This is a genomic window from Selenomonas sp. GACV-9, from assembly GCA_900116485.1.
GTDB classification, from domain to species: Bacteria; Bacillota; Negativicutes; order Selenomonadales; family Selenomonadaceae; genus Selenomonas_A; species Selenomonas_A ruminantium_G.
This window is the reverse complement of sequence record FPAX01000004.1, coordinates 92,872-114,963: the sequence shown is the minus strand read 5'-3', so window position 1 is coordinate 114,963 and position 22,092 is coordinate 92,872. Positions and strand designations below refer to the sequence as shown.

Genomic DNA, 22,092 nt, shown 5'->3' with positions numbered 1-22,092 from the left:
CTTCATTCCCCTAGAATAGCTTTTATTTCCTGTTGCAATGCCAGATACTGTTTCTTCATGTCATCACCAGCCGCAGCCAGATGCGGCGTAAAACGTCGCTCCCAATCCTGCTGCCAATAGGCGAGCGTTTCCCGGTATGCTTTCTTCGTTGTCACAAAGACTTTCCGCTGATAGTAGCTTTGCAATAACCGCACCCACTCTACACACGATTGCAGCAGTACATCAATCTGCTGTCCCTCCTGCCCAGAGTGGCGCCGATACCAGCTGAGCACATCGCGAAAAATCACGCAATCGCCTTTCTCCATGAGCTCCATATACATTGCTACATCAGAAATCACTGCATAGCCTGCTGCCTCAGCCCGCCAATAATGATGGGCAAGATCCCACCGGCGGAAAAGCACCGACGAGGGTTCGCCAATAAAATTATTACCACTTGTCAATACAGCATGGCCAATAGCGTTTCCATCATAGAGTGCATACATACTGCGAATGTCCAATTCCTGCGACAATTGCCCCAACTCTTTCCCCGTTTCATCAATAACACCCCGGCGGGATGCACAGAGTGTAACCTGCGGTTTGGTCATAAGGATGGCTGCCATCTGCCAGATCTTATCATCGGCCAGTATGTCATCATCCATCAGCCACTGCAGATATTCTCCACGTGCCAGATACTCAAAGGGCTGGAAATTCTCTGCTTTTGTCTTTGCCTGCGCATTCCGGTAATAGCGGACACGCGGATCATGAGCATACTTTTCCATCAACTTCTCTGTCCGCTGATCTGTACTATTATCACAAATCAAGATTTCCAAAGCCGGATAGCGTTGTCTAAGGACACTGCACAAAGTCTGTTCAAACAACTGTGGCCGATTGTAAGTAGGGATCATCACACTGACCAATGGCAATTTTTGATGGTATTCGGCAACGACGCTCTGTATCGTACGGCGGCCCTGCCATTTCGCCTTTTGGATGGCCTCTGCCCACAGACAGTGCGGTTCCCAGAGCGGCAAGCCCCACTTGAATTCAAACCAATGATGATCAGCCTTTTCCCCATATCCATCTAATTCAGCACCGCCCGGCTCATGGTGGATATACGCTGCCACGCATGTGACCGGCATTCCTGCGTCACGCAGCCGCAGGGAATAATCTGCCAGCACACACTTGCCACTGGAAAACTCTTCGGCAAATCGGCCTATCGACTGATAGGTCTCCTTTGTCAAGAAAAAACACGCATCCTCTGCCAGCAGCCGCTCACCACCAGAAAAACCTTGTTCAACCGTCTCTGCATACTGCAACAACTGCTGGAAATCCTCATACGGATCAGGATATACCTGGTTTTCGGGATAATGACTGCGATTGGACATGGGGAACACCAAGCCCTTGCCAGCCTGTGCCTGCAGCGCATGATAAAGCCGTGAAAATGTACGTCTGCATAAGACGACATCATCATGCAGGAAAAATAAATATTCTCCCTCTGCTTGCTGTACCGCCCGATTCCAGGCAGCTGACAGATTTTCCTTTTCTTCTTTTTCCTGACTGCGCGCAGCCGTAATGACCTCAAACTGCCCCTTAGGCAAAAATGCCTGCAGCATCTGCAGGCATTGATTTGCATATCTTGAGTTTTCTGCCACTGTCAGGATAACACTGACCGCCTTCATCAGCGTTCACGGATTGCACGCAGGAGCAGGAAATCCATATGGGCCATATTCGCCACATACTGCAAAGCCTTATCTTTATCTCCCTGTTCCGCAATGACCAGTGCCAGGTTGCGCAATACAGTCTCCTCCCCAGGATCAAGCTGCAGCGCCGCCTTCAAATATTCTGCCGTTGTGGCCAGATCCGCCTGCATATAGCAGCCACCGGCCAAAGTCTGCAGCAAATGAATCTTTTCCTTGATTGCTATTGGTTTCTGCAGGATTTCCTGTATATCAGACACTGTCGCTTTTTTGTTCTCCACTGTTTCTGTAACAGCTGTTTTTTCTTTCTCTGGCTCAGGCACTGGTGCCCCGGTTGCCGAAGCAATCTTAGCCTTGAGCTGCCGCAACATATCAACCGGCCGCTCTTGCTCCTGTTTTACAGGCATCTCCTCTGCCTGTACGACAGTTTCCGGTTCAGTCTGCTTTACAGGCTCTGCCTGCACCAGTTTAGCCAGCTGGGGATACTGCTGACACAGCATCTGCGCTTCATTACGCGCATAATACTCGGTCTGCTCCTCAATCTCCTCTAGCTGCTGCGCTGTCAGATTTTCTTTCCAATTCGTGAGCAGGAATTCATAGACAGCAAGTCCATCACTGGCACGATCCTGTAAGGTACATAATCTGGCCAGTAACAAGCGCGCCGGAATATGCGTGGGCGCAAAGTGCAAGGTGTTGTCTATCCAGACAGCCGCCCGCTCATAATCCCCTACCATGAAATACGCATATGCGCCATCATAGATAAACTCCGGTTTGATATCATTGCCCTTGACCAGATCAGCCAACGTCTCAATGACTTTTTCATATTGCTCAGCAGCCATCTGCTGACGAATACGCTCTTCATTGTCTACATTTATCTCACGTTGCTGCGTTTGTATCTTTTCTTGTTGTCTCTTCTTTATGCGCCGATTTGCTTTTCCCATGTTCACAGCCTCCCCTGCCATCTAGTTTCTATACTGTTATATTATTCTTCATGACTGCCGAAAATCCTTCCAAATCTTCTGATACCAGCCTTCCACCACCTGCATATATCCTTGCATATCCATCATCGGTGAATTGCGCATCATTGTCCGCAGATTCTTGTGCAGGATATCGAGCAATTCCCGGTCGTTTGCCAAGCCAACAGCTCGCGCCACATATTCTTCGTTTGTCGTTACTGCCAGCTCTCCCAAACCGACATTCTGTAAGATGCTGTAGCTGAAACGACTGCTATGGCGCGTGCTGTAGCGCGATATGACCGGTACGCCCATATAAAGCGAGTCACAGGTCGTTCCTCCCCCAGGGTAAGGATACGTATCCAAGGCTATGTCCACATCGAGATAGCGCTGATGATACTCCCTTGTCGCCGGTTCAAAAATGACGCGATCCATGTCGACACCTAATCCAACCAGCCGCTTATATGCCTGCTCTACCGTCCAAGGACTGAAAAATACCTGCGACTTCAACAGCAGCTTTGAATCAGGGACCTGCCGCAGGATTTCCTGCCAGTTGCGAATCATTTCATCAGTATACTTCAGATACTGGTTGAATACACCAAACAGCAGCCAGCCACGCTCCTTACATGGTGCCCCGGCCGATTCGGGAATATTCCCCTCTGGCACAAAGCACAGGTGGGTAGGCAACCGTAGCAGATTTTCCGTAAAATAGCGCTCATTGACCCCTTCAGGATCGAGCCATGGATCCGTCAGGAAGTAATCCACCGTTTTCAGCCCCGTCGTCGCCATATAGCCCAGCCCGGATATCTGTATCGGAGCTGGTTTCCAGGCAAGTACTGGTAATCCACTGCCCTTGGTATGGCCAGCCAGGTCGACCAGGATATCGATCTCATCGTCATAGATGCAGCGGGCAATATCCTCCAGCTTTTTGCCTTGGACATCCCACCAATGATCCGGCAGTCTTCTGAGCATGTCCGTATAGGCATCCGGGCTTTCTGCCAAGTTGTAAGCATATACCTCATATTTCGCCTGATCATACGCCCCCAAAAAGGGAATGACAAAATGATACATCACATGCTGACGGAAATCCGGCGAAATGTAGCCAATGCGCAGTTTTTTATGCTGATGCCGAGCTTTCGTATGCACATAGGGCTTTATCCCTGCCAATAGGTCATTGAACGCCTTATGTGCGGCCAATAGCTCCTCTTCGCCTGTCTCTTGACTATTATAGCAATAGAGCCACGAGCCATAAGAATCACACTTCTCCCATAAATCTCGTTCCTGCTCATACGACTGCTGATAATATCGCCATTTCTCTGGCAGCCCCAACTGATAGCAAATGCTCGCTGCTGAAAGCAGATAACTTTTGCGATAGCTATAGGAAATATCTTTCTCCAGCTCCTGCTGGCAGATTGCCAGTGCCTGCTGCAGCTCCCCAAGCATCTGCAGACTGTTCATCCAGATATTCATACATTGTCCCAGCTCAGGCACCTGCCGGACAATCCCCTGCCGCGCCCAGAATTCGGCCCGGCGGTATTCCTCCAACTGATAAGCAGCCATTGCCGACAGATATATCTCTCGCCCCTCATAAAGAGCCGGATCTCCTGCTGCGCCTGCCAGGCGGAAAATCACCGGCCAGTCTTCAGCTTGCTCAGCAGCCTTGCACTGCGCCCGCATCTTATCCAGCCATATTACTGCAGCTTTTCCTTGCTGATTGCGCCAATGGGCAAAGACTGCCAGACAGGCATTCTCCCAGTCATTCTGATAGATACCCGCATTCATCACGGCAGATTCCTGCAGTTTTCTGCGGATTGTCCGATGCAGCTCAGCTATCTTGGACGGATCACGGGCCAATTCGACCGCACACCGTATATAGCCATCCCAATCATCAGCAGCCAAAAACTCCAGGCCGCAGTTGGCCAGTAAACTCCAGCCAAAACGCTGATGATGATTTTTTCCCCGCCGCGTCACAACAGGAACTCCCATATAGAGGGCATCACAAGTTGTGCCCCCGCCAGGATACGGCCAGGAATCCAGCGCAATATCAATCTGACGATAGCTTTCCAGATAATCTTCGGTATAGCCTTCGGTGATGATCCGCTCCCGCAGCAGTCCCAGTTTCTCTAGACGCTGTAAAGCGGCTTCTGTGCGCTTAGCATCATCAAACAGTCCGGCCTTCAGGAAAAGCCGCGACGACGGTACCTGTCGCAAGATTTCTGCCCATACCGTCAAGAGTTCATCCGACAGCTTATCAAACTGGTTCATGCTGCCAAAAGTGATGATTTTCTGGCTTGCACAAGCAGCTGGATATGCTGGCATAGATGATTCTCGCAGTGGCTGATAACAAAGATGACTATGCTGCAGGCATAAAAGTTTTTCCGTATAATAACGCTCTTCTCCCTGTGGCGATGCATAGGTATCAGTGATGAAATAATCTACTGCTGCAAGACCAGTCGTTGCAAAGTAGCCAATACCGCTGATTTGGACAGGTGCCGGCCGGCAGGCCAAGATTGGCAGGCAATTATTGCCCGTATGTCCGGATAAATCCACCAGCACATCAATCTCATCCTCATAGATCATCCTTGCTGCCGCTACAGGATCCAGCCCATATATATTGCGCCAATGGTCGGCATCAGCTGCCAATTTCGCCGTGACATCATCCTCCCGGCAATTGGCATACCCATATACTTCCAAGCGGTATTTATCATGCCCCTTGAAAAATACCTGACTAAAACAAGCAACAATATGACGGCAGAAATCCGGGGATATATAGCCCACACGGAGTTTTTCATGCAAATGACGATTTACATTGTGTTTCATTTTCGGCAGCGGCATCGTCAGACCATCATAGCCTCTTGATACACGCAAAAGCTCCTCAGCTGATATTTCCTGGAACTGGAGATTTAACAAATAATTGCTATAATCCGCCAGCTTCCCGTTGGCAATATCCTTGTTCTTGCTCGATGCCAGATATTCAGTCGCTGCCAAAGCCCTCTTGCCCTGCTTGCGGGCAATATTTCCCTGCAGATGATGGACCATTCCGCCTTGCGAACGGTTCAGCGTTCCCAGCGACAGGCTTTTTTCGGCCAAGGCCAGCGCCTCAGACAAGCGATCTTGCTTTTCCGCCAAATATGCTGCTAATAGCAGCACATAGGCATCATCCTCACCAGCAGCCATCAGCATGCCCTTGATTTTTTCTGCCAGGGACAGATTTCCCGCATCGATAGCCATACCGAGCATATCCTTACGCGCTTCCTTATCGCTGATAGCCTGGACATATACCGTCTCATAGGCATCACCTAATTCCTCACAATACAGCTTGGCATCCATGACGACGGATTTCTGCAGCAACGGGCGTATCATCTGGCGCAGCTGCTGTACTAATTCCTTATCTGCGGCTAGAGAGACTGCCTTTTGGACATACTCCGCCTGCGTCGCCGCACATAGATCGCCTAAGTCTATATTTTGCAGCAAAGAGTAGCCAAAACGTCCACCATGGGTATTGCCAATCAATGTGACTACCGGGATGCCCATATAAAGCGCATCACAGGTTGTCCCGCCTCCCGGATAGGGAAACGTATCCAAGGCAATATCTACCTCACTGTATTCTTGCAAGTAATTTTTCGTTAGGCCGCGCAATTCTAAGCGCTCCAAAGGCAGCCCAGCTGCCTGCAAGCGTTGTATGACATACTCTCGGCTGTCTTCCTGATCGAATACCGCTGCCTTCAGCATCAGATGACACTGTGGCACTTGGCGCAAGATTTCCGCCCATACTTTGAGCACCTCATCATTTACTTTCGTGAAATTATTGAAACAGCCAAACGTGATATAGCCCTTACGGCTGCATGGCGCTGCCGCTACAGCCGGTGCCTTATGCAGCGGCAAATAGCTGAAATGACTGTGCGGCAGCCGGATGAGCTGTTCCGTGAACTCCTGCTCAGCCCCCTCAGGATCCAGATACGCATCTCCCAGTACATAATCAATTGCCCCCAGACCCGTTGAGGCAAAATAGCCGATACCAGAAATCTGGATTGGTGCCGGCTTATAAGCCAGTATCGGCAGACAATTCCGCTTCGTATGGCCAGAAAGGTCGACCAGGATATCCAGTTCATCTTCGTAGATTACGCGGGCTGCTTTATCTAACGGCAACGCCATAAGATTACGCCAGCCATCTACCCGGCTGGCTAATTGACGGCTCATATCATCCTCTGGATTGCAGGCATAGGCATAGACTGCAAAACGTTTCTTATCCAGCCCCGTTATCATATTCCAGGCAAACGACAGGACAACATGCTCACGGAAATCCGGCGAAATATAGCCAATCCGCAAACGTCCATCACGCAGGTTCCCTAACTTACGCGTTGGGAGCTGCGCGAGTCCCTCGAAAAACTGCTGATAAGCAGCCGCTGCCTCCCGCAGTGACCTGACATCCTCTACGGGCAGATAATGCAAATTAAAAAGATAATTGCTGTATTCCAGCGCCGCCAAAGAGAGGTCACTGGTCTGCGCTGCTGCCAACCGATAGGCTTCTGTACTTAGGGCACTATTGCCGAGGAAACGCGCACACTGGCCCAAAAGATTATATAATTTTTCTAAATAAGCTGCCGGCCAGCCAGCCTGTTTCAGCATCTCCTGTAGCAAAGCCGCAGTCCGTACGGTCTCCCCCTTGGCAAACAACAATCTTGCCTGCAGGAATTGGGTGCCCCAGCCCGATGGGGACAACTTCTGCAGAGACTGCCAATCCTGCTCAGCCTTGTCAAGATCATGCTGCTCAATGTCCAGACTGACTTGCAACTCCCCTGCCTCCTCCGGCCGAATGGCCTGCAGTTCACGAATGACCGCATCTGCCTGCGGATACTCGTGGGCTTGCAAGGCTGCATAGATGCGCTGACGCAGCGAGTCCACCGGCAGATCATCCGTCTGTAGCAAGTGTGACTTGCGCCGCTCCGCAATCTGCTGCTCTGCACGACAGACATCTGGCAGCAGCGACTCAGCATGCTCCGACAATGTTCCATTCTGCATTTTGCCCTCAGCCAAAGCCATAAGTTCACGTCCACGCTGAAACTCCAGCGCAGCAGCTTGCTCCTCCTGTTGCTGGAATCTGGCCAGCCCCAACAGGAAATGAAACTCTGCCGCCTCCGGGTAGGTTTCGATAGCCTGCTGCAAGGCTGCTGTCAGCTCTGGCAAAGGAACCTGCAAGGATATCAATGCCTGGATATAGAGCTCATATGGCCGCATCTCCATGCCAACAATATGCACCTGATTCTGGATTGCCTGCCAGGCATATTTCCTGGTCTGCGCATAGTCCTGCAGACCAAGATAGCACTCCGCAAGATAATAATCATCCACATCCTCCTTCTCACCGCGCGCTGCCTTTTGTTCGAGCAGCTTCAGATTGCGCTCGATCTTCTGCCGGATGATGGCGCGCGAATAGCCAGTATGCAGGATGGTCAAATCATCCGTCTTCTCCAGCGACTTCTGCCCCGTCCCACTATACTGTATCTTTTCGTGAATTTTCCCCGCAAAACGCAGATACCTGCTGTTACGAAACAAGCGCACCTGATAGAACGTGCTCTGCAGATCCTCCCCCGTATCGCAATCGATATTGACAATCCGGCAAAACAGGCCAACCAAAGCCGCCTTGCGATCAGCCTGCCGCAGCACAAGCTGCACTTTGCCTAAGGACTCTTCCGTAAAATATTCGTCGGCATCGAGAAAAGCGATCCAACGCCCATGTGCCTGCTCCAACGCATAGTTTTTAGCCGCCGAAAAGTCATCCTGCCAGGCAAACGAATAGACCCTGGCCCCGTGCTGCTGCGCAATGGCCACGGTATCATCGGTAGAGCCTGTATCCACCACGATAAGCTCATCCGCTATCTTTTTCATGTTCTCCAGCCACTGCCGGATATTCTCTGCCTCATTCCGGACAATGACACATGCCGATAACAAACTCATGATTGCACCTCTGGTAAAAGCTGTGCCAATGCACCAGGATAGATTGCCTCGATTCCCTGCCGCTCGGCAGCTGCCCACCTATATAATATAGATACTCGCCTTATCATCTTTTCTGCCTCCTTGCAGTCCGGCAGCGCTCGTTTTGCCCCTGACAGCTTTTCCAGCGAGCGTCGCAGTTTTTCATGCTGCGGCTGCAAAGCTAGCCCCTTGCGATATGCAGTACCGGCCTTATCCTCCTGCCCGCGCCAACGGTATAATTCCCCAGCTCGCCACCAGGCATTCGGCAGCAAAGTTTCTGCATGATCCGTAATCCGGTAATCCAGCGTATTACGCTCTTTGTTGTGCTGATAGCATTCTAAGCCCTGCCGATTGTAACGCTCTGCCAATAGATAATCCTGTTTATCCCAATAATACGCTGCCAGCAGTAAAGCAAATTCTGCCAATGTCGGAAATGCCTCCTGCCCCTGCTCCATCGCCTGCACGATGTCCTGCTCATCAGCTTCCAGATAGATCAGGCTCTGTTCTCGTATCGCATAGGGCCGGTTCATAAGTCCGCCTGCCTCTATTGGTGACTTGATTGCCTCGTCCGCATACTGCAGCGCCTCATGATACATCCCCTTGGCATAGTAGCAGTCTGCCAGATAATAAGCATCCATTGGCTCTGGGCCGCGTCTTTTGCGTTCGGCCAGCAATTGTTCCAGATTCCTATCGACTTTAGACTGAATCAATTTCTGTGAGTAACCCGTATGATAGATATGCAGGGTATTATCATACATCATGGTCTGCTTTCTTTTTCCCGTGTTCTGCAACGTTTCATGAATCTTGCCCACATAGCGGATAAACGGCGAATTGCGGAAAATGCGGATTTGTCGCGAACTGCCCAATGCTTCATAATCATTATCCACATCGACCTCAATGCGCTGCGTAAAGATACCTGCTACCTCTTTGCGTCCATGATATTTGCTGATAAGTTCCCGTACTAAGCCGAATTCCTCATCGGGGAAAAATTCATCCGCATCAAGGAATATGATCCAGTCCCCCGTTGCCTTGTCCAACGCATAGTTTTTGGCATAGGAAAAATCATCCTGCCAGGTGAGCTCATAGACCCTGGCCCCTGCCTCCTTGGCCAGACGGACTGTCGCATCGGTCGAGCCTGTATCGACGACAATGCACTCATCGGCAATGTTCTGCACACAATGCAACCATGCCGGCATATTCTTCTCTTCATTCTTCACAATAACACATGCAGATATCTTAATCATGGCTTAGCTCCTGACTCCACTGGATATATGCGGGGATTGACCGATTCCTGCAGCCCAGCGCCTGTGCCCGCTGTAAACATTCGATTGCTGCTGCTGATTCCCTAAGATGATACAGACAGATACCCGCATGATGCCAAAATTCTGCCGTCACCTCGGGTGCATCCGCAGGGATTGTCTCATACATGCGGAAAGCCTCTTCCCATAACTCTTCCTGGAAAGCGGCCTCAGCAGCTTGATAGACCTCGGCCGTCGTCATCTGCAGCGATAGCTGCAGGAAACGCTGCCGCTGGCTTTCATCACCATAGACTAAAGCCTCCTTCAGCATCAAACCATATCCGTCGGCAGACGGCAACACCCCCTGCAAACCACGATAAGCCGCCCATACCTGCGCCATCGCAGCTGGCAGTAATTTCTCGCCGCGCCCCAGCAATGCCTGCACTGCTGATGTTTGCTCCCGTTCCAACGCCAGCAACGCTCTGGTTAGCTGCGGAACATTATCGGCTAATGCAGTCAATAATTTCTGCGGATACTGTCCTGATTTTTCCTGCTGTGCTCTCCGCAATACAGACAGCACCTCATCATTACCGATGCTGATATTTTCTTGCCATGTTTTCCTGCGCTGTCGCAACGTGTCTAACATCTCGTCAGTAAACATCACAGGTTCAGCCCCTGTGCGATTCACATATGTTCTTTCAGCTAGATCAGCCTGCTGTTCTGCCTCAGCCCATTTTTCCATACTTGCCAAACATTCCGCCAGCTCCGCATGGAATTCTGGGACCTCAGGAAACTCCCTGACTGCATTTGCTGCCAGGATATAGCGATTTTCCTGCTGCTCGGACTGAGCGTAATACCGCAGCAGCAAGCGATACGAGGCACTGGCATAAACCACAGGCTGCCGGCCCTGCGCCACATCGCGCAGGGCCCATGCCTCGGCTGACTTCTGGTCGCCTATCCCATCATAAGCTTCGGCCAGGTAACGATAAAGCCTTTGCGGTTCTGCCTCTTGTTCCATGGCTTTATGCAGAAGCAGCAGATTCCGCGTAGCCTTCTCCTTTGATACAGCTGCCGCATAGCCGGTATGGATCAGCATGATTTCTTCTGGTGCCACACGAACGACAGACTCGATTACAGCACCATTATCGCGCAACTCCTCATGGATAGCTCCCACATAACGGCGCTCCTGCCGATAGCGATAGCAGCGCGGTGCCCAAAACTCCATGAGTACCTCGTCGCTTGTCGGCTCGATATTCTGCATAGCCAGCAGCAAGACCTCATAGTTTCCCGCCCGTGCTACCAAATCATGCAGGTTGCTTGGCGAATCCGGCCGTAAATATTCATCTGCATCGAGGAACAGTACCCATTCGGTCTTTACCTGATCCAATGCATAGTTACGCGCCACCGCAAAGTCGTCCTGCCACGTAAAATCATAGAGCCTAGCTTGGTATTCCTGTGCTACAGCCTTTGTAGTATCCGTCGAGCCAGTATCGACCACGATGAGGTCATCATACTGGCCTTTGATGCTGGCCAACGAACGGGCCAGATTATCCGCCTCATTGCGCACGATATAACATGCCGTTATCCTTGACTGCTCCACCTTACTCTCCTGTTCTTGTTCCAGTTGGTATAACTCTTCCAGCCGTGCACGAACCACCGCCGCTGACTTTTTCGTAAAGTAGCCCGTCTGCGCCGGCCATCTTTCCGGATGCTGATAGCAAACAATCGCCGTCTCTAACTCCTGCCTTGCCTCCTTCAGCTCTCCCAGGGCGCAGAGTATCATGCCCTTCTCGCCATGGAACTCTGGCATCGTCGGATATTTCTGCAAGGCTTCTTCGGCATATGGCAGCATATCCTGAGCAGGCAGCTTGAGCTGCCGCATGGACTCGATCAGCATATGATATAGATGCGCTTCATTATTGAAGATTTCAAGCTCAGACTGCCGGACCTTCAGCGCATACTGATAGGCTCGCTGATAATCACCAAGCCCAAAATAACAGTCAATCATATGCAGCCAGTGATGCGGCGTCTCTCCCTTTTCCCTGCTGTCCTTCTCCAGAAGCTTGAGATTGCGCCGCAATTTTTCCTCGATCAAGCCATGCTGGTACCCTGTATGCCATAGATAAATTTCTTTCGGCAGATTCGCAATACATATGCCTCCATCCGCCCGGGTAAGCTGCTCATGGATGATGCCCTGATAGCGTAGCTCACGCGCCCGGCGAAACAAACGGCAGCACCAATCCGTCCCTAGGCCTGCGTCCTTATCCTGGCCATCCTCCTGATTACGGCGCATTACCATATACGCATCCGGGAGTTTTTGCTGGCTGGACAGGAACTCCTTGATGGCCGGCTTAGCAGCGAAAAATTCATCCGCATCGAGGAATAAGATCCAGTCTGCATCAGTCTGCTCGATAGCAAAGTTACGCGGAGCTGAAAAATCTTCCTGCCAGGGGAAATCATATATCCTGGCGCCAAAACCAGCTGCAATCGCTTTTGTTTTATCCGTCGAGCCCGTGTCTACCACCACAATATCATCGACGACACCTGCAATCGAGCCCAGTGACCGGGCCAGATTTTTCTCTTCATTTTTCACCATATAACAAGCCGCCAATTTCATCGTGCACGTCCCTCTCTTCTTTGCCGCCAATCCTATTATACTAGTTCGTCAGCACACACAAAAAACCCTCTCCCGAAGGAGAGGGTTTTGAGTAACTTGGTAGTTAAGTCCGTTACCGGAACTCCTATTACTGGAGCAGGCTGAGAACCGAGCTGCTGCTCTGGTTTGCCTGTGCGAGCATGGACTGAGCGGCCTGCATAAGAACGTTGTTCTTCGTGTATTCCGTCATCTCTTTTGCCATGTTGGCATCGCGGATCGTGGACTCGGAGCTCTGGACATTCTCGGAAGCCGTCGTCAAGTTGCTGCTCGTGTACTCGAGGCGGGACTCGACAGAACCGATCGTCGTCTGCTGATCAAGAGCTTTCTGCAGAGCGTTGTCAAGAACGTTGATTGCAGCGTTAGCTTTTGCCTGCGTGGAGACGTTCAGCGTCTGGCCGTCCGTACCCTTGAGGCCGAGTGCGTTAGAGCGCATATCCGTCAGACCGACTTTGATAGCCTGGTTAGCTTTCGTGCCGACCTGCAAGACGAGAGCGTTGTCTTCCGAATCATTCTGTGCACGAATGGACTCGCTGAAGTTATCGAGAACAGCGTTTGCGGACTTGTTGATAGCACCCGTGTTGTCCGTGATGCTGATCGAGAAGCCGGAAACCTGACCAATCGTACCAGCCGTAGCAGCCGTCAGCGTGATAGCGTTGCCGTTATCAGCCGTGTAGACACTGTTCGTCGACGAGCTCTGGCCGATATAAGCCGTAGTGCTCGAAAGCGTCAATACAGCCTTACCAACTTCCTGGCCGTTCTTAGCCGAAGAAACACTAGCAATAACCTGAGACAGCGTGTTGCTGCCAACCTGGAAGGTCGTCGTGTAGGTCTTGCCCTGCTGAACATACGAAACCGTTACATTGTCCGTGGAGTGGATGTTGAGGTCCTCACCATTGCGGTTCTTAAGAGCCGTCAGTTTCGAAGCAGAAGCCGTAGTCGAGGACATGCTCTCATTGGTCAGAGCCGTCTTCGTAGCCGTAACTTTGTTGTTGTGGGAACCATCAACGAGATACTTGCCGTTGAACGTTACGTTAGCGTTGTCGTCAATCTGGTCGATGCTCTGGTCGAGCTCTTTCTGAATCGTCTGACGGTCGCTGTCCGTATTCGTATCGTTGGCTGCGTTGATGACTTTCTCTTTGAGCGTCTTCAGGATGTCGACAGTGCTCGAAACAGCACCCTCAGCAACCTTCATCATGCTGTTGCCGCTCTGCGTATTTGCGTTAGCCTGGTCGAGACCACGGATCTGAACGCGCATACGCTCGGAAATAGCATAGCCCGAAGCGTCATCTGCTGCGGAGTTGATCTTCATACCCGAAGATACTTTCTGCAGGCTCTTGGTCAGTGCATTCGAGTTCTTGTTCAGAGTGTTCAGCGTCGAAATAGCCGACATGTTGTTTTTTACTACCATACCCATGATAATATTCCTCCCTGATAATACATTTGATTATTTTTTTAACGGAACATCCATGCCCGTTATTAGCATATATAATAGTAAGCTGATCCGTAAGTATTGGCGGCTGCTAGCTGACCGTCACTGCTTTCCTTAGCAGCTTACATATTACCGTTATCCCTAGTAAGATTTCTTATGTTCCATCTTACACCATATATATCGGACATTTTCGGGATTCCTTAAGTGTTTTTTTGAGATTTTTTATTTTTTTTACTTAATATTTGCGATTAAGGATGTTGCCTACGGTATTGATGGACTGCAGGTCATACGCATGGACTGTAGCATTCTGACGCTTTGACTTATTGAGCCAGGACTTAGCCTTGTAGATAATCTGCATATCATTCGGCTTGATTTTCTCAATCAAGGCCTGACACTCTGCTGTCTGCCGATAGGTTTCAGTCTCCGGCAGGGCTTTCATGCGCTTCACTAGTTCCTCGCGCTGATTGACCAGCTCGATGAACTCATCAATATCCTGCTTATTTATGAACTTCAAAAGCTCCTCCGAGAGCGTGTAGTATAACTCCCAGTTTGCTTTCGCCTGTTCTAATGGAGTATCAGCCGACATAGCTATCACCCTGTGCGTTTTTCGTTCCGTTATCCTGACGGGCCTTCTTCATAGCCTGCGCCCAGGCATCACGCAGCTCCTTGATGATATCGATAGCTTCCTGCACCAAAGCAGGATCGCTCTTCATATTACCTTCGACCAGACGGTCATAGGTATAGTTGTAGAGCGGCATCAACTGTTTGCTGATATCGTATTCCATATTCAGCGTGATACGGAACTCTGAGATGATATTCTCCGCTTTCTGAAGTGACGTATTCGCCTGCTCCCACTGCTTCGCCTCAATGGCATCCTTGCCTTCATTCATAAACTTCAGGCAGCCATTGTAAAGCATAAGCGTCAAAGCCTCTGGCGTCGCCGTCAGAATCTGCTGTCTTTTATACGCCTCAGCTGCATTGTTTACCATTTAAAAACCCCCTATCCCCAACAGCACGCAGGCCACTTGCCCATCAACTGCCGGAAATGAAATTATACTGCGAGCTCAGCCGTGAAATCGAGGTCTCCATGGCATCGTATTTGCTGTACAAAGCCTTCTCATAGGCAGCCATCATAGTCTTGAAATTCGACATCTTCGTCTGCAATTCCTTGATAAGATTGCCTAACGTACTGCCATCATCAGACTCACTGGACGTACCAGAATAAGTCTTCATTTTCTTCATGGCCTCATTCAGCTTGTCGTAGATACGATTGACGACACCTTCCTGGTTATAATCCGTCGTAGTCGTCGTCTTGCCATTCTTTGTCGTCGTGACATCGCCACTGTTCGCGAAAATCTGACGGACGCAATCCGGGTCAGCCGCCAATGCCTTTTTGAGTTTATCCTCATCAAGACGGAGATGGCCTTGATCTGTCGAGGACTCAATACCGATGGACATCATCGTATTGTAGCTGCTGTCGACCGATTTTACCGGCGTATAGATTGCCTCACGCATCGCCGAGACGATGCTGCGGATTGTCTTATCATGATAGAGCAGGCCCGATTTAGCCTTCTCGTTCCATTTGTCGATCTGTTCCTGCGTCATCGCATTTTCCTGCGACTTGGTCAAGACACTGTAATCGCTATACTGCGTTTCATTATATTTCGAGTTCAGCGAGTCAATCATCTTATTGTAGTCCGATACGAACTGCTTGACATTTTCTATGAGTTTATCGGTATCCTGAGCTACCGATACCGTTGCACTGCCAGCAGCTGCCAACGAATAGGTAACGTTCGCCACCGTAATCTTGCTTGACGAAGACGTGTAATCCTTACCGTCAATCTTGACTGCGGCATCTTTGCCCTGCGCGTTGAGCGTGGACGTAGAACCCATAAGCTTATCAATGAACGCATTGGAAGCTGTCTTAACCGTGCTGGAACTGGATTTACTCTGCGTAAGCGTTACCTCGGTGGTATTATCTGAGCTGGTAAGCACCAGTCTGCCATCGTCGCTGATAGAAGCCGTTACCCCTGTCGTATCCGCTTTGGCATTGATATCCGTCAGCAGATCATTGACAGTCTTGCCAGCCTTGAGATCATCCTTCGAGTACGAAAAAGTTGCAGATTTCGTGCCATTGCCAAGCGTAAACTCTATATTGCTCGTAACATCTGCAGCACTATTGGCACCAGTCAACGTATACAGTGCAACAGCTTTTGCCTCATCAGCAGTTGCCCCCAAAGAGCTCGTGCTAGTCAATACACCATTGCTGGATGCATTCTCGGCAAAAGTGCCCAAATCTTCGCGCGTACTGGTAACCCCCTTCTCTGTCGTCGTATTGATGACCTTCTGGAGCTCCAGATTATTGAGCAGCGTCGCAGCATTCTTGTCAGCATCCGAACCTGCTATGCTCGGTACCGATAAGATGATCTGATTATCCTTACCGCTGTCCTTTTGATAGATGGAGAACGCATCATTCGTCGAATCATACGACGCTTTGAGGTTTACCCCGGCATTGTTTATCTTCGAAACAAGATCGTTAAGCGTCTCATTGCTAGAGAAAATATCGTCATAAGTAAACGACACTGTCTTTGACGTATGATCTGAACCAACGCCATCCGCAATATCGAAGCTTACAGCGATATCTGATCCTTTGATAGATCCTTCACCTGTTTTACCGATGCGGCTGGAAATATCTGCTATCTGCTCCTTGGTAAAGATAACATCCTTGAGATAGATGCTCTTCTGTGCCGACTCATTATTACGATGCACGGTATCTTTCGTCAGCAGATATGCATTGCTAGCTACTGAAGATACTTCAACCGTATGGGCCATGGATGCCGCATCTGCATTCGCCGTTGCCGTTGCCACTGTACTCGATGTGCTGGTCGCGCTCATCGGATTGGTCGTATACGACATCTTATAATTCGACATCGTCGAATTCGTGAACGTTGAAAGCTCTGAATACACATTGGCATAAGCTTCCTTCATCCACTCATTCTTGACCTCTTTTTTATACATACGGTCATATTCATTCTGTTTAGACAACATACCAACCTTGACCATCGAATCAACGTCTATGCCCGAACCCGATAAACCGTATATTCCCTTTACACTCATTCCCTACACCTCCTACTTAGGCATTCTTGTCCAGGAATGCACCGAGCCAATCCTTGGCTTTTATCATGTGCTTGATCATTTCCTCTGGCGGCACTTCCTTGAGCACCTCACCAGTCTTCTTGTCCAACATCTTGACCGACATCGTATTGACTTCCTTATGATACTGGAATTCGAGATCGGCATCAATCCTGCGCATCAGCTCGTTGAGCTCCTTCGTCATATAGCTGACGGAGTTCTCATCCATCTTCTGCTCGTCTTCTTTTTGCTGTTTCTGGTTATTGGATTCCTGAGCGTCATCGCTCTTCTTTACCTGCTCCTTGACCGACTCCATATCCGAAGCCTTGGCCGTCGCCACTTCGGCATTGATCTTTTGCGTGCTGTCCGCCGTCTTGTTGGCACTGGCCTTCTCAGCTGCACCTACGACAATAGCGGAAGCCACCATATCCTGAACTTTACCTATCATTGTTATCCCTCCGTAGAATGAATCAAGTTTTCCCTAACCTTATTCTTGTCCTTTATGGGGCAAAGCAGCACTGAGATCCAAATCCTGTGGAGCCGGAGCTGCAGCCTTTTGGTTTTCTTCCTGGATCGCCCGATAGATTTCGCCGCGATAGATTTTTACCTCGCGCGGCGCATCAATAGCGATGCGGACATTGTCTCCCTGCACTTCGACGACGTTGATGACGATGTTGTCACCAATCATAATCTGTTGACGGGGTTTGCGGGTAAGTACGAGCATTATTTGTTTTCCTCCTTATGTTCCGGAAACAATCTATGCTTGGTCGTGTAGCGGCTCTTGTCCAGCACGATCTGACGTGCCTGCATCGTATTCTGATTCAGGACAACGGGTGCCATGAGATTGGCCGTCATATCTGCTACCTTGCCACCAGGAATCGTCAAGAGCGTGTAAATCAGCATGTCCTCCTGGGTTTTGATGCCAAGCTTATTCTGACTGTCATCATCAAGCTCGAACTCATACTCCGGAAAGAATACGAATGGCATCGTCATGAGGAACGCCAAATCCGGCGTCGTGATCGACTGCAGGAACACGTAAGGGCTCTCGTCATCATAAGGGATGATGAGAAACTCATGCTCATCTTCAAAGGCTGGGATTCCATCTTCGAAATGTACTACTTTTTCTTCTTCGACTTCGATTTCGCCAAACCGTAATGTGTTGACCTTTTTCATTCGTTACGCCTCCAAATCCGCATGCTTCGTCATCTGTCATGCGTAGATATCGTATTTGCCCTCGGTCACCCAGCGTCTGACATCCGGTTTCTGCTGCAGGTACGTCTCGACCTTGCCCGGCGTGAAATGCGTCTGCGCAAAGGCCTCCGTGTCAATCTTGACCGTCACATCCCCAGGATCTACATTCCCTTCGGCCTGTACCGGCGTGAAGTGGATTTCCGGGTCAGGGATGAGATTGGCCACGATATGACGCTGCTTGCTGATTTCCTGCTGCAGCTTGCTATCATACCGTTGCTTGACCGGCTGCCGGCCCGTCTTGCCACCGTTCTCGATATTATCCCACGCCTCAGACGTCCAACGGGACGTCGTCTGCTTGAGGTCGCTGAATCCCTGCTGTCCATGCTCCTTGGCAAAATCCGTATGATTCGTAAAGCCATAGGAATGACGGCTTGGATACTGGTTGATCTCGACGGATGGCTGCGTCCAATGGGCATTGGACCGAGCCTGCCGATTCTCACTATGCAGTTTTGCCGGTGTTGAATGGGCTTCCAGCTTTCCTAGCTGCGTGCGCATACCAATCATAGGTTGCGTTATCCGCATATTTAACCGCAGCATAGATTATTTCACCCTTTCCCTAGGAAAATCCTGCTAATCCTTTATCTTACCTTTATTATACTATGTTTTCCGCCGTTAAGCTATCTTTATCGCAGGTAATCCGCGAGCGACTGCGGCAAAATCCTGCCACCAAGCGACAAGCTTAGGTTGTAAATGGTCTGCTCCTGCATCAGCTGCACAGCGAGTTTTGCCACATCCGTCGAGCTGACATTCGTGATGTCGCTGGTGATAAGCTCATTCTGATTGCTGAGCATCGTATTGACCGACTCATAGAGCTGCTGGCGAGCACCGAGCTGTGTCTGCGCATTGACCGTCGTAGCATGAGCAGCATCGGTAACCGTCTGTCCATCTTTGGAAAGCCACTCATGCTTACAGCCTTCAACCTGCGCATAAACCGTAAGCATCTGATTCAGCATTGCCGACCCAGAGGCTTTATTGCCCGAGTTCTCGTCGTCAAAGATATCCGTACCAAATATCTGCGGCCCCGTGACATTTATGGTATCTGCTACTGGCTCAGTCGTGCCATTTTTCTTGACCATGGAAATCTGCTTATCATCGCCATTATATGTGACAATCTGTTGTTTGACAGTCGTAAAGCTTAGTACAACATCCGTACCATTTACCGATATGATTTGACTATACGATGAACCATCTGGCTTTATCTTACCAGTATTGGTAAAATACTTCGATACAGATCCAGATCCCCAGTCAGAAAGCGCCCCTGCTTGATCCCCTTCCTTAACCTGTGTCCGCGATTCACTGGCCAGTATGTCCTTATAACCATTTTCCACAAATTCCTTAGTATAGACATAGCCATTCTTCGTATTGAGATAATACGTATTGCCATCGTCGCCCTTGAGTGTAAGCATCTGTTTCATGCTGCCAGTGTCATCAACAGCACCAGTACCACTGAAAAATGCGGACTGATTTTCATCAAGTGTTTTGGCCAAGCCACGATCGACCTCTTCTGTCGACATGCTGAATGGCTTTGTCAGGTCCGTCTGGCCACCGAATACATAGCTGTCTCCCTGCATGGTATTGCCCAGCGATACCAGCTCCTGAATCTCAGCCATCATTTCCTTGCCAATAGCAGCCATATCGTTTACATTGTTCGTACTATTAGCTGCTGCTACAGTCTTTTCCTTGAATGTAGTCTGGATGTCGGTCATATTGACCAGCGCGGCATCGGAAGTCTTCATCCAGGAAATTGCCGTATTGACATTTTCCTGATATTGGGTGTTCTCGTTCTCCGATACCGTATAGCGGAGATATTTGGAATAGTCTACAGAATCATCGGACGGACGATGCAGCTTACTGCCATCTCCCTGTTCGAGCAGCTTTGTCTGCCGATAGTTGGCATCATTGAGCTGTTTCTGATAGCCATAGACCATCTGATTGCTGCTTACGCGAATAGACATTTCATTTCACCTCGTTAGTTCAAAGATTACCGGCCAACTGTACCCGTGCTATTGATAAGACGGTCAAGCATCTCATCCATCGTCGTCAGGCAGCGCGAGCAGGCACTATAGCCCTTCTGGAACGTAATCATATTCGTGAGTTCCTCATTCCAGTCCACCCCCGACGTCGACGAACGCCAGTTAACAATCTGCGTAATCAAATCTTCCTGAGCACTTTCCTTGTCCTTGATGGACTCCGCATCGCTGCCCAGCTGCGACATCGCGGCGATATAATAGGCATTGAGCGAATCATTATTCGTTGCCCGAGCAGTCGTCGATACCGACGTACCATTATTGATAATTGTCGCCGTATTATACTTCTGCGCTTCCGAATCGCTCATATTGATAAGCGCCGACAAATTGACTGCATTCGTACCATCCTTCGTACCATTCGGGACAACACTGTATGTAGTCAGTAAAGCACCACTACCATCATCAGCTGTATCTTGTTCAACACTCAAGGTACGTGCCGCAATCAAATCCTGACCACTCGTTGCCGAGATCTGGCTGTTGACTGTCAAGGCCTTGATAATATTGATTCCCTTAAGGTCCTCTGTTGTCTCCACGCTTCCCGTGATAACGATATTTATCGGCGACGTATCCGACGTTACCGAATCGATTGACCTTATGACCGTACCAGCTTGGTAATTCGTAGCTTTGACACAGTTATTCGTCGTATCCCACTCATAAACCGTGTTGGTATCACCATAGAAATTCAGTCCATAGGCAGGCCCCATATAATCAGTATCATCAATATTCAATAATTTGCCATCTGCATCCGTTTTAAACGTTTTAAGCTCATTCGTATCGCCGATGCCAGCCCCCTGCTGATGCATGTTATTGAACGTCGTGAGCAGGAACCCTGCCATATTAGCGACCTTGTCAAGATATGCCTTGTCCTCAGCAATCGTATCCTGCTGAGCACGCAAGGCACCATTCTGCGGGATAAATGCAATCCCCGACTCCTTGATGTTGATAGTATAGTCATTGATTCCATAGTCCGCATTGTTGATGGGATCTGACATCTCCAACGTCAAACGGGCAATACCACCAACCAGCGTGATACCATTGGATACCACAGAGTACATACCTTTGTCATCTTCATAGACATTCAGATTCATATATTTCGACAACTCGTCGACAAGCAAATCACGCTGGTCGCGTAAATCGTTGGCTGACCCGCCAGTCGCCTCCTGCATCATGATATTCTGATTCAGCAGCACGATTTTTTCCGTCGTCTGATTTACCTTACTGACCGTAGAAATCATATCATCATACTGCGAATTTATCTGCGACTGCAGCTGCTCACCCGAGGTCTTGAGCTTATCCGCCAGGATATTGCCCTTCTCGATAACTGCCACGCGCGTGCTGGCCGTCGACGCATTGGTCGACAGATCATGCCAGGCGGCATAGAACTCATCGAGCGCATGACGGATACCCGTCTTGTCCGAATCATCGAAAATCGCCTCGATCTTGTCGTAATTGACCTGCGTAGTCTGATAATACTGCTGCGTCGAGGTTTCCTGCCAATACTGTTTATCCGCATAGACATTGCGGGCACGCTCGATGGACATCGAGTCAACACCAGTACCTACAAGAACAGTGCCATAAAGCGAGCCAATTTCCTGTCCTCTGGTGGCTGCCAGGTTCACTTTCTGACGGCTATAGCCTTCCGTCGAGGCATTCGTGATATTATGACCTACCGTATCCAGCGAGAGCTGATTGGAGAATACACCACGGACCATCGTATTGAGTCCGGCAAATGTTGAACGCATGATATCTCACCTTATCTT

The 22,092-nt window shown here is 49.8% G+C and carries 15 protein-coding genes; all 15 read right to left on the bottom strand.

Annotated elements, in window-relative coordinates:
• Positions 1–2 precede the first annotated feature (2 nt).
• Positions 3–1,655, bottom strand: coding sequence for a glycosyltransferase (locus tag BM322_RS05735; protein ID WP_075428951.1), 1,653 nt, complete (start codon positions 1,653–1,655; stop codon positions 3–5).
• A complete protein-coding gene (locus tag BM322_RS05730) occupies positions 1,655–2,614 on the bottom strand; it encodes a hypothetical protein (RefSeq protein WP_075428950.1) in 960 nt (319 codons plus the stop codon). The genes BM322_RS05735 and BM322_RS05730 overlap by 1 nt, the downstream gene beginning before the upstream one ends.
• Before the next feature lie 48 nt (positions 2,615–2,662).
• Positions 2,663–8,581: a glycosyltransferase gene (locus tag BM322_RS05725; protein ID WP_082334394.1), complete on the bottom strand. Its 5,919-nt coding sequence runs from the start codon at positions 8,579–8,581 to the stop codon at positions 2,663–2,665.
• Positions 8,578–9,843 carry a glycosyltransferase gene (locus BM322_RS05715; protein ID WP_075428949.1) on the bottom strand — a complete coding sequence of 422 codons (1,266 nt, stop codon included), beginning with the start codon at positions 9,841–9,843 and terminating at the stop codon, positions 8,578–8,580. Before BM322_RS05715 ends, BM322_RS05725 begins: the two co-directional genes overlap by 4 nt.
• Complete coding sequence (locus BM322_RS05710; protein ID WP_177220825.1) at positions 9,836–12,433, bottom strand: glycosyltransferase family 2 protein; 2,598 nt, start codon at positions 12,431–12,433, stop codon at positions 9,836–9,838. The genes BM322_RS05715 and BM322_RS05710 overlap by 8 nt, the downstream gene beginning before the upstream one ends.
• Before the next feature lie 148 nt (positions 12,434–12,581).
• Positions 12,582–13,907: a flagellin gene (locus tag BM322_RS05705; protein WP_075428947.1), complete on the bottom strand. Its 1,326-nt coding sequence runs from the start codon at positions 13,905–13,907 to the stop codon at positions 12,582–12,584.
• A gap of 250 nt (positions 13,908–14,157) precedes the next feature.
• Complete coding sequence (locus BM322_RS05700; protein WP_075428946.1) at positions 14,158–14,508, bottom strand: flagellar protein FliT; 351 nt, start codon at positions 14,506–14,508, stop codon at positions 14,158–14,160.
• Entirely contained in the window at positions 14,498–14,911 is a 414-nt protein-coding gene (gene fliS, locus BM322_RS05695; RefSeq protein ID WP_075428945.1) for a flagellar export chaperone FliS, read from the bottom strand. The genes BM322_RS05700 and fliS overlap by 11 nt, the downstream gene beginning before the upstream one ends.
• A gap of 43 nt (positions 14,912–14,954) precedes the next feature.
• Positions 14,955–17,039, bottom strand: coding sequence for a flagellar filament capping protein FliD (gene fliD, locus BM322_RS05690; RefSeq protein ID WP_075428944.1), 2,085 nt, complete (start codon positions 17,037–17,039; stop codon positions 14,955–14,957).
• A gap of 16 nt (positions 17,040–17,055) precedes the next feature.
• Positions 17,056–17,502 carry a flagellar protein FlaG gene (locus BM322_RS05685; protein ID WP_075428943.1) on the bottom strand — a complete coding sequence of 149 codons (447 nt, stop codon included), beginning with the start codon at positions 17,500–17,502 and terminating at the stop codon, positions 17,056–17,058.
• Positions 17,503–17,541: 39 nt separating this feature from the next.
• Positions 17,542–17,778: a carbon storage regulator CsrA gene (gene csrA / locus BM322_RS05680; protein ID WP_075428942.1), complete on the bottom strand. Its 237-nt coding sequence runs from the start codon at positions 17,776–17,778 to the stop codon at positions 17,542–17,544.
• Positions 17,778–18,227 (bottom strand): flagellar assembly protein FliW, encoded by a 450-nt coding sequence (fliW, locus tag BM322_RS05675; protein WP_075428941.1) that lies wholly within the window; start codon positions 18,225–18,227, stop codon positions 17,778–17,780. The genes csrA and fliW overlap by 1 nt, the downstream gene beginning before the upstream one ends.
• A 36-nt stretch (positions 18,228–18,263) precedes the next feature.
• Positions 18,264–18,827, bottom strand: a complete 564-nt coding sequence (locus tag BM322_RS05670) for a DUF6470 family protein (RefSeq protein WP_082334402.1) — start codon at positions 18,825–18,827, stop codon at positions 18,264–18,266.
• Between the two features lie 101 nt (positions 18,828–18,928).
• The gene (gene flgL, locus BM322_RS05665) at positions 18,929–20,260 is read right to left on the bottom strand and encodes a flagellar hook-associated protein FlgL (protein WP_075428939.1); all 1,332 of its coding nucleotides are present in this window, start codon (positions 20,258–20,260) and stop codon (positions 18,929–18,931) included.
• Positions 20,261–20,286: 26 nt separating this feature from the next.
• Entirely contained in the window at positions 20,287–22,074 is a 1,788-nt protein-coding gene (gene flgK, locus BM322_RS05660) for a flagellar hook-associated protein FlgK (protein ID WP_075428938.1), read from the bottom strand.
• Positions 22,075–22,092: the final 18 nt, after the last annotated feature.

Excerpts from the sequence above, each read along its gene's own strand:
- BM322_RS05735 (WP_075428951.1), bottom strand. The coding sequence starts at position 1,655 with ATGAAGGCGGTCAGTGTTATCCTGACAGTGGCAGAAAACTCAAGATAT.
- BM322_RS05730 (WP_075428950.1), bottom strand. The coding sequence starts at position 2,614 with ATGGGAAAAGCAAATCGGCGCATAAAGAAGAGACAACAAGAAAAGATA.
- BM322_RS05725 (WP_082334394.1), bottom strand. The coding sequence starts at position 8,581 with ATGAGTTTGTTATCGGCATGTGTCATTGTCCGGAATGAGGCAGAGAAT.
- BM322_RS05715 (WP_075428949.1), bottom strand. The coding sequence starts at position 9,843 with ATGATTAAGATATCTGCATGTGTTATTGTGAAGAATGAAGAGAAGAAT.
- BM322_RS05710 (WP_177220825.1), bottom strand. The coding sequence starts at position 12,433 with ATGGTGAAAAATGAAGAGAAAAATCTGGCCCGGTCACTGGGCTCGATT.
- BM322_RS05705 (WP_075428947.1), bottom strand. The coding sequence starts at position 13,907 with ATGGGTATGGTAGTAAAAAACAACATGTCGGCTATTTCGACGCTGAAC.
- BM322_RS05700 (WP_075428946.1), bottom strand. The coding sequence starts at position 14,508 with ATGTCGGCTGATACTCCATTAGAACAGGCGAAAGCAAACTGGGAGTTA.
- fliS (WP_075428945.1), bottom strand. The coding sequence starts at position 14,911 with ATGGTAAACAATGCAGCTGAGGCGTATAAAAGACAGCAGATTCTGACG.
- fliD (WP_075428944.1), bottom strand. The coding sequence starts at position 17,039 with ATGAGTGTAAAGGGAATATACGGTTTATCGGGTTCGGGCATAGACGTT.
- BM322_RS05685 (WP_075428943.1), bottom strand. The coding sequence starts at position 17,502 with ATGATAGGTAAAGTTCAGGATATGGTGGCTTCCGCTATTGTCGTAGGT.
- csrA (WP_075428942.1), bottom strand. The coding sequence starts at position 17,778 with ATGCTCGTACTTACCCGCAAACCCCGTCAACAGATTATGATTGGTGAC.
- fliW (WP_075428941.1), bottom strand. The coding sequence starts at position 18,227 with ATGAAAAAGGTCAACACATTACGGTTTGGCGAAATCGAAGTCGAAGAA.
- BM322_RS05670 (WP_082334402.1), bottom strand. The coding sequence starts at position 18,827 with ATGCGGATAACGCAACCTATGATTGGTATGCGCACGCAGCTAGGAAAG.
- flgL (WP_075428939.1), bottom strand. The coding sequence starts at position 20,260 with ATGTCTATTCGCGTAAGCAGCAATCAGATGGTCTATGGCTATCAGAAA.
- flgK (WP_075428938.1), bottom strand. The coding sequence starts at position 22,074 with ATGCGTTCAACATTTGCCGGACTCAATACGATGGTCCGTGGTGTATTC.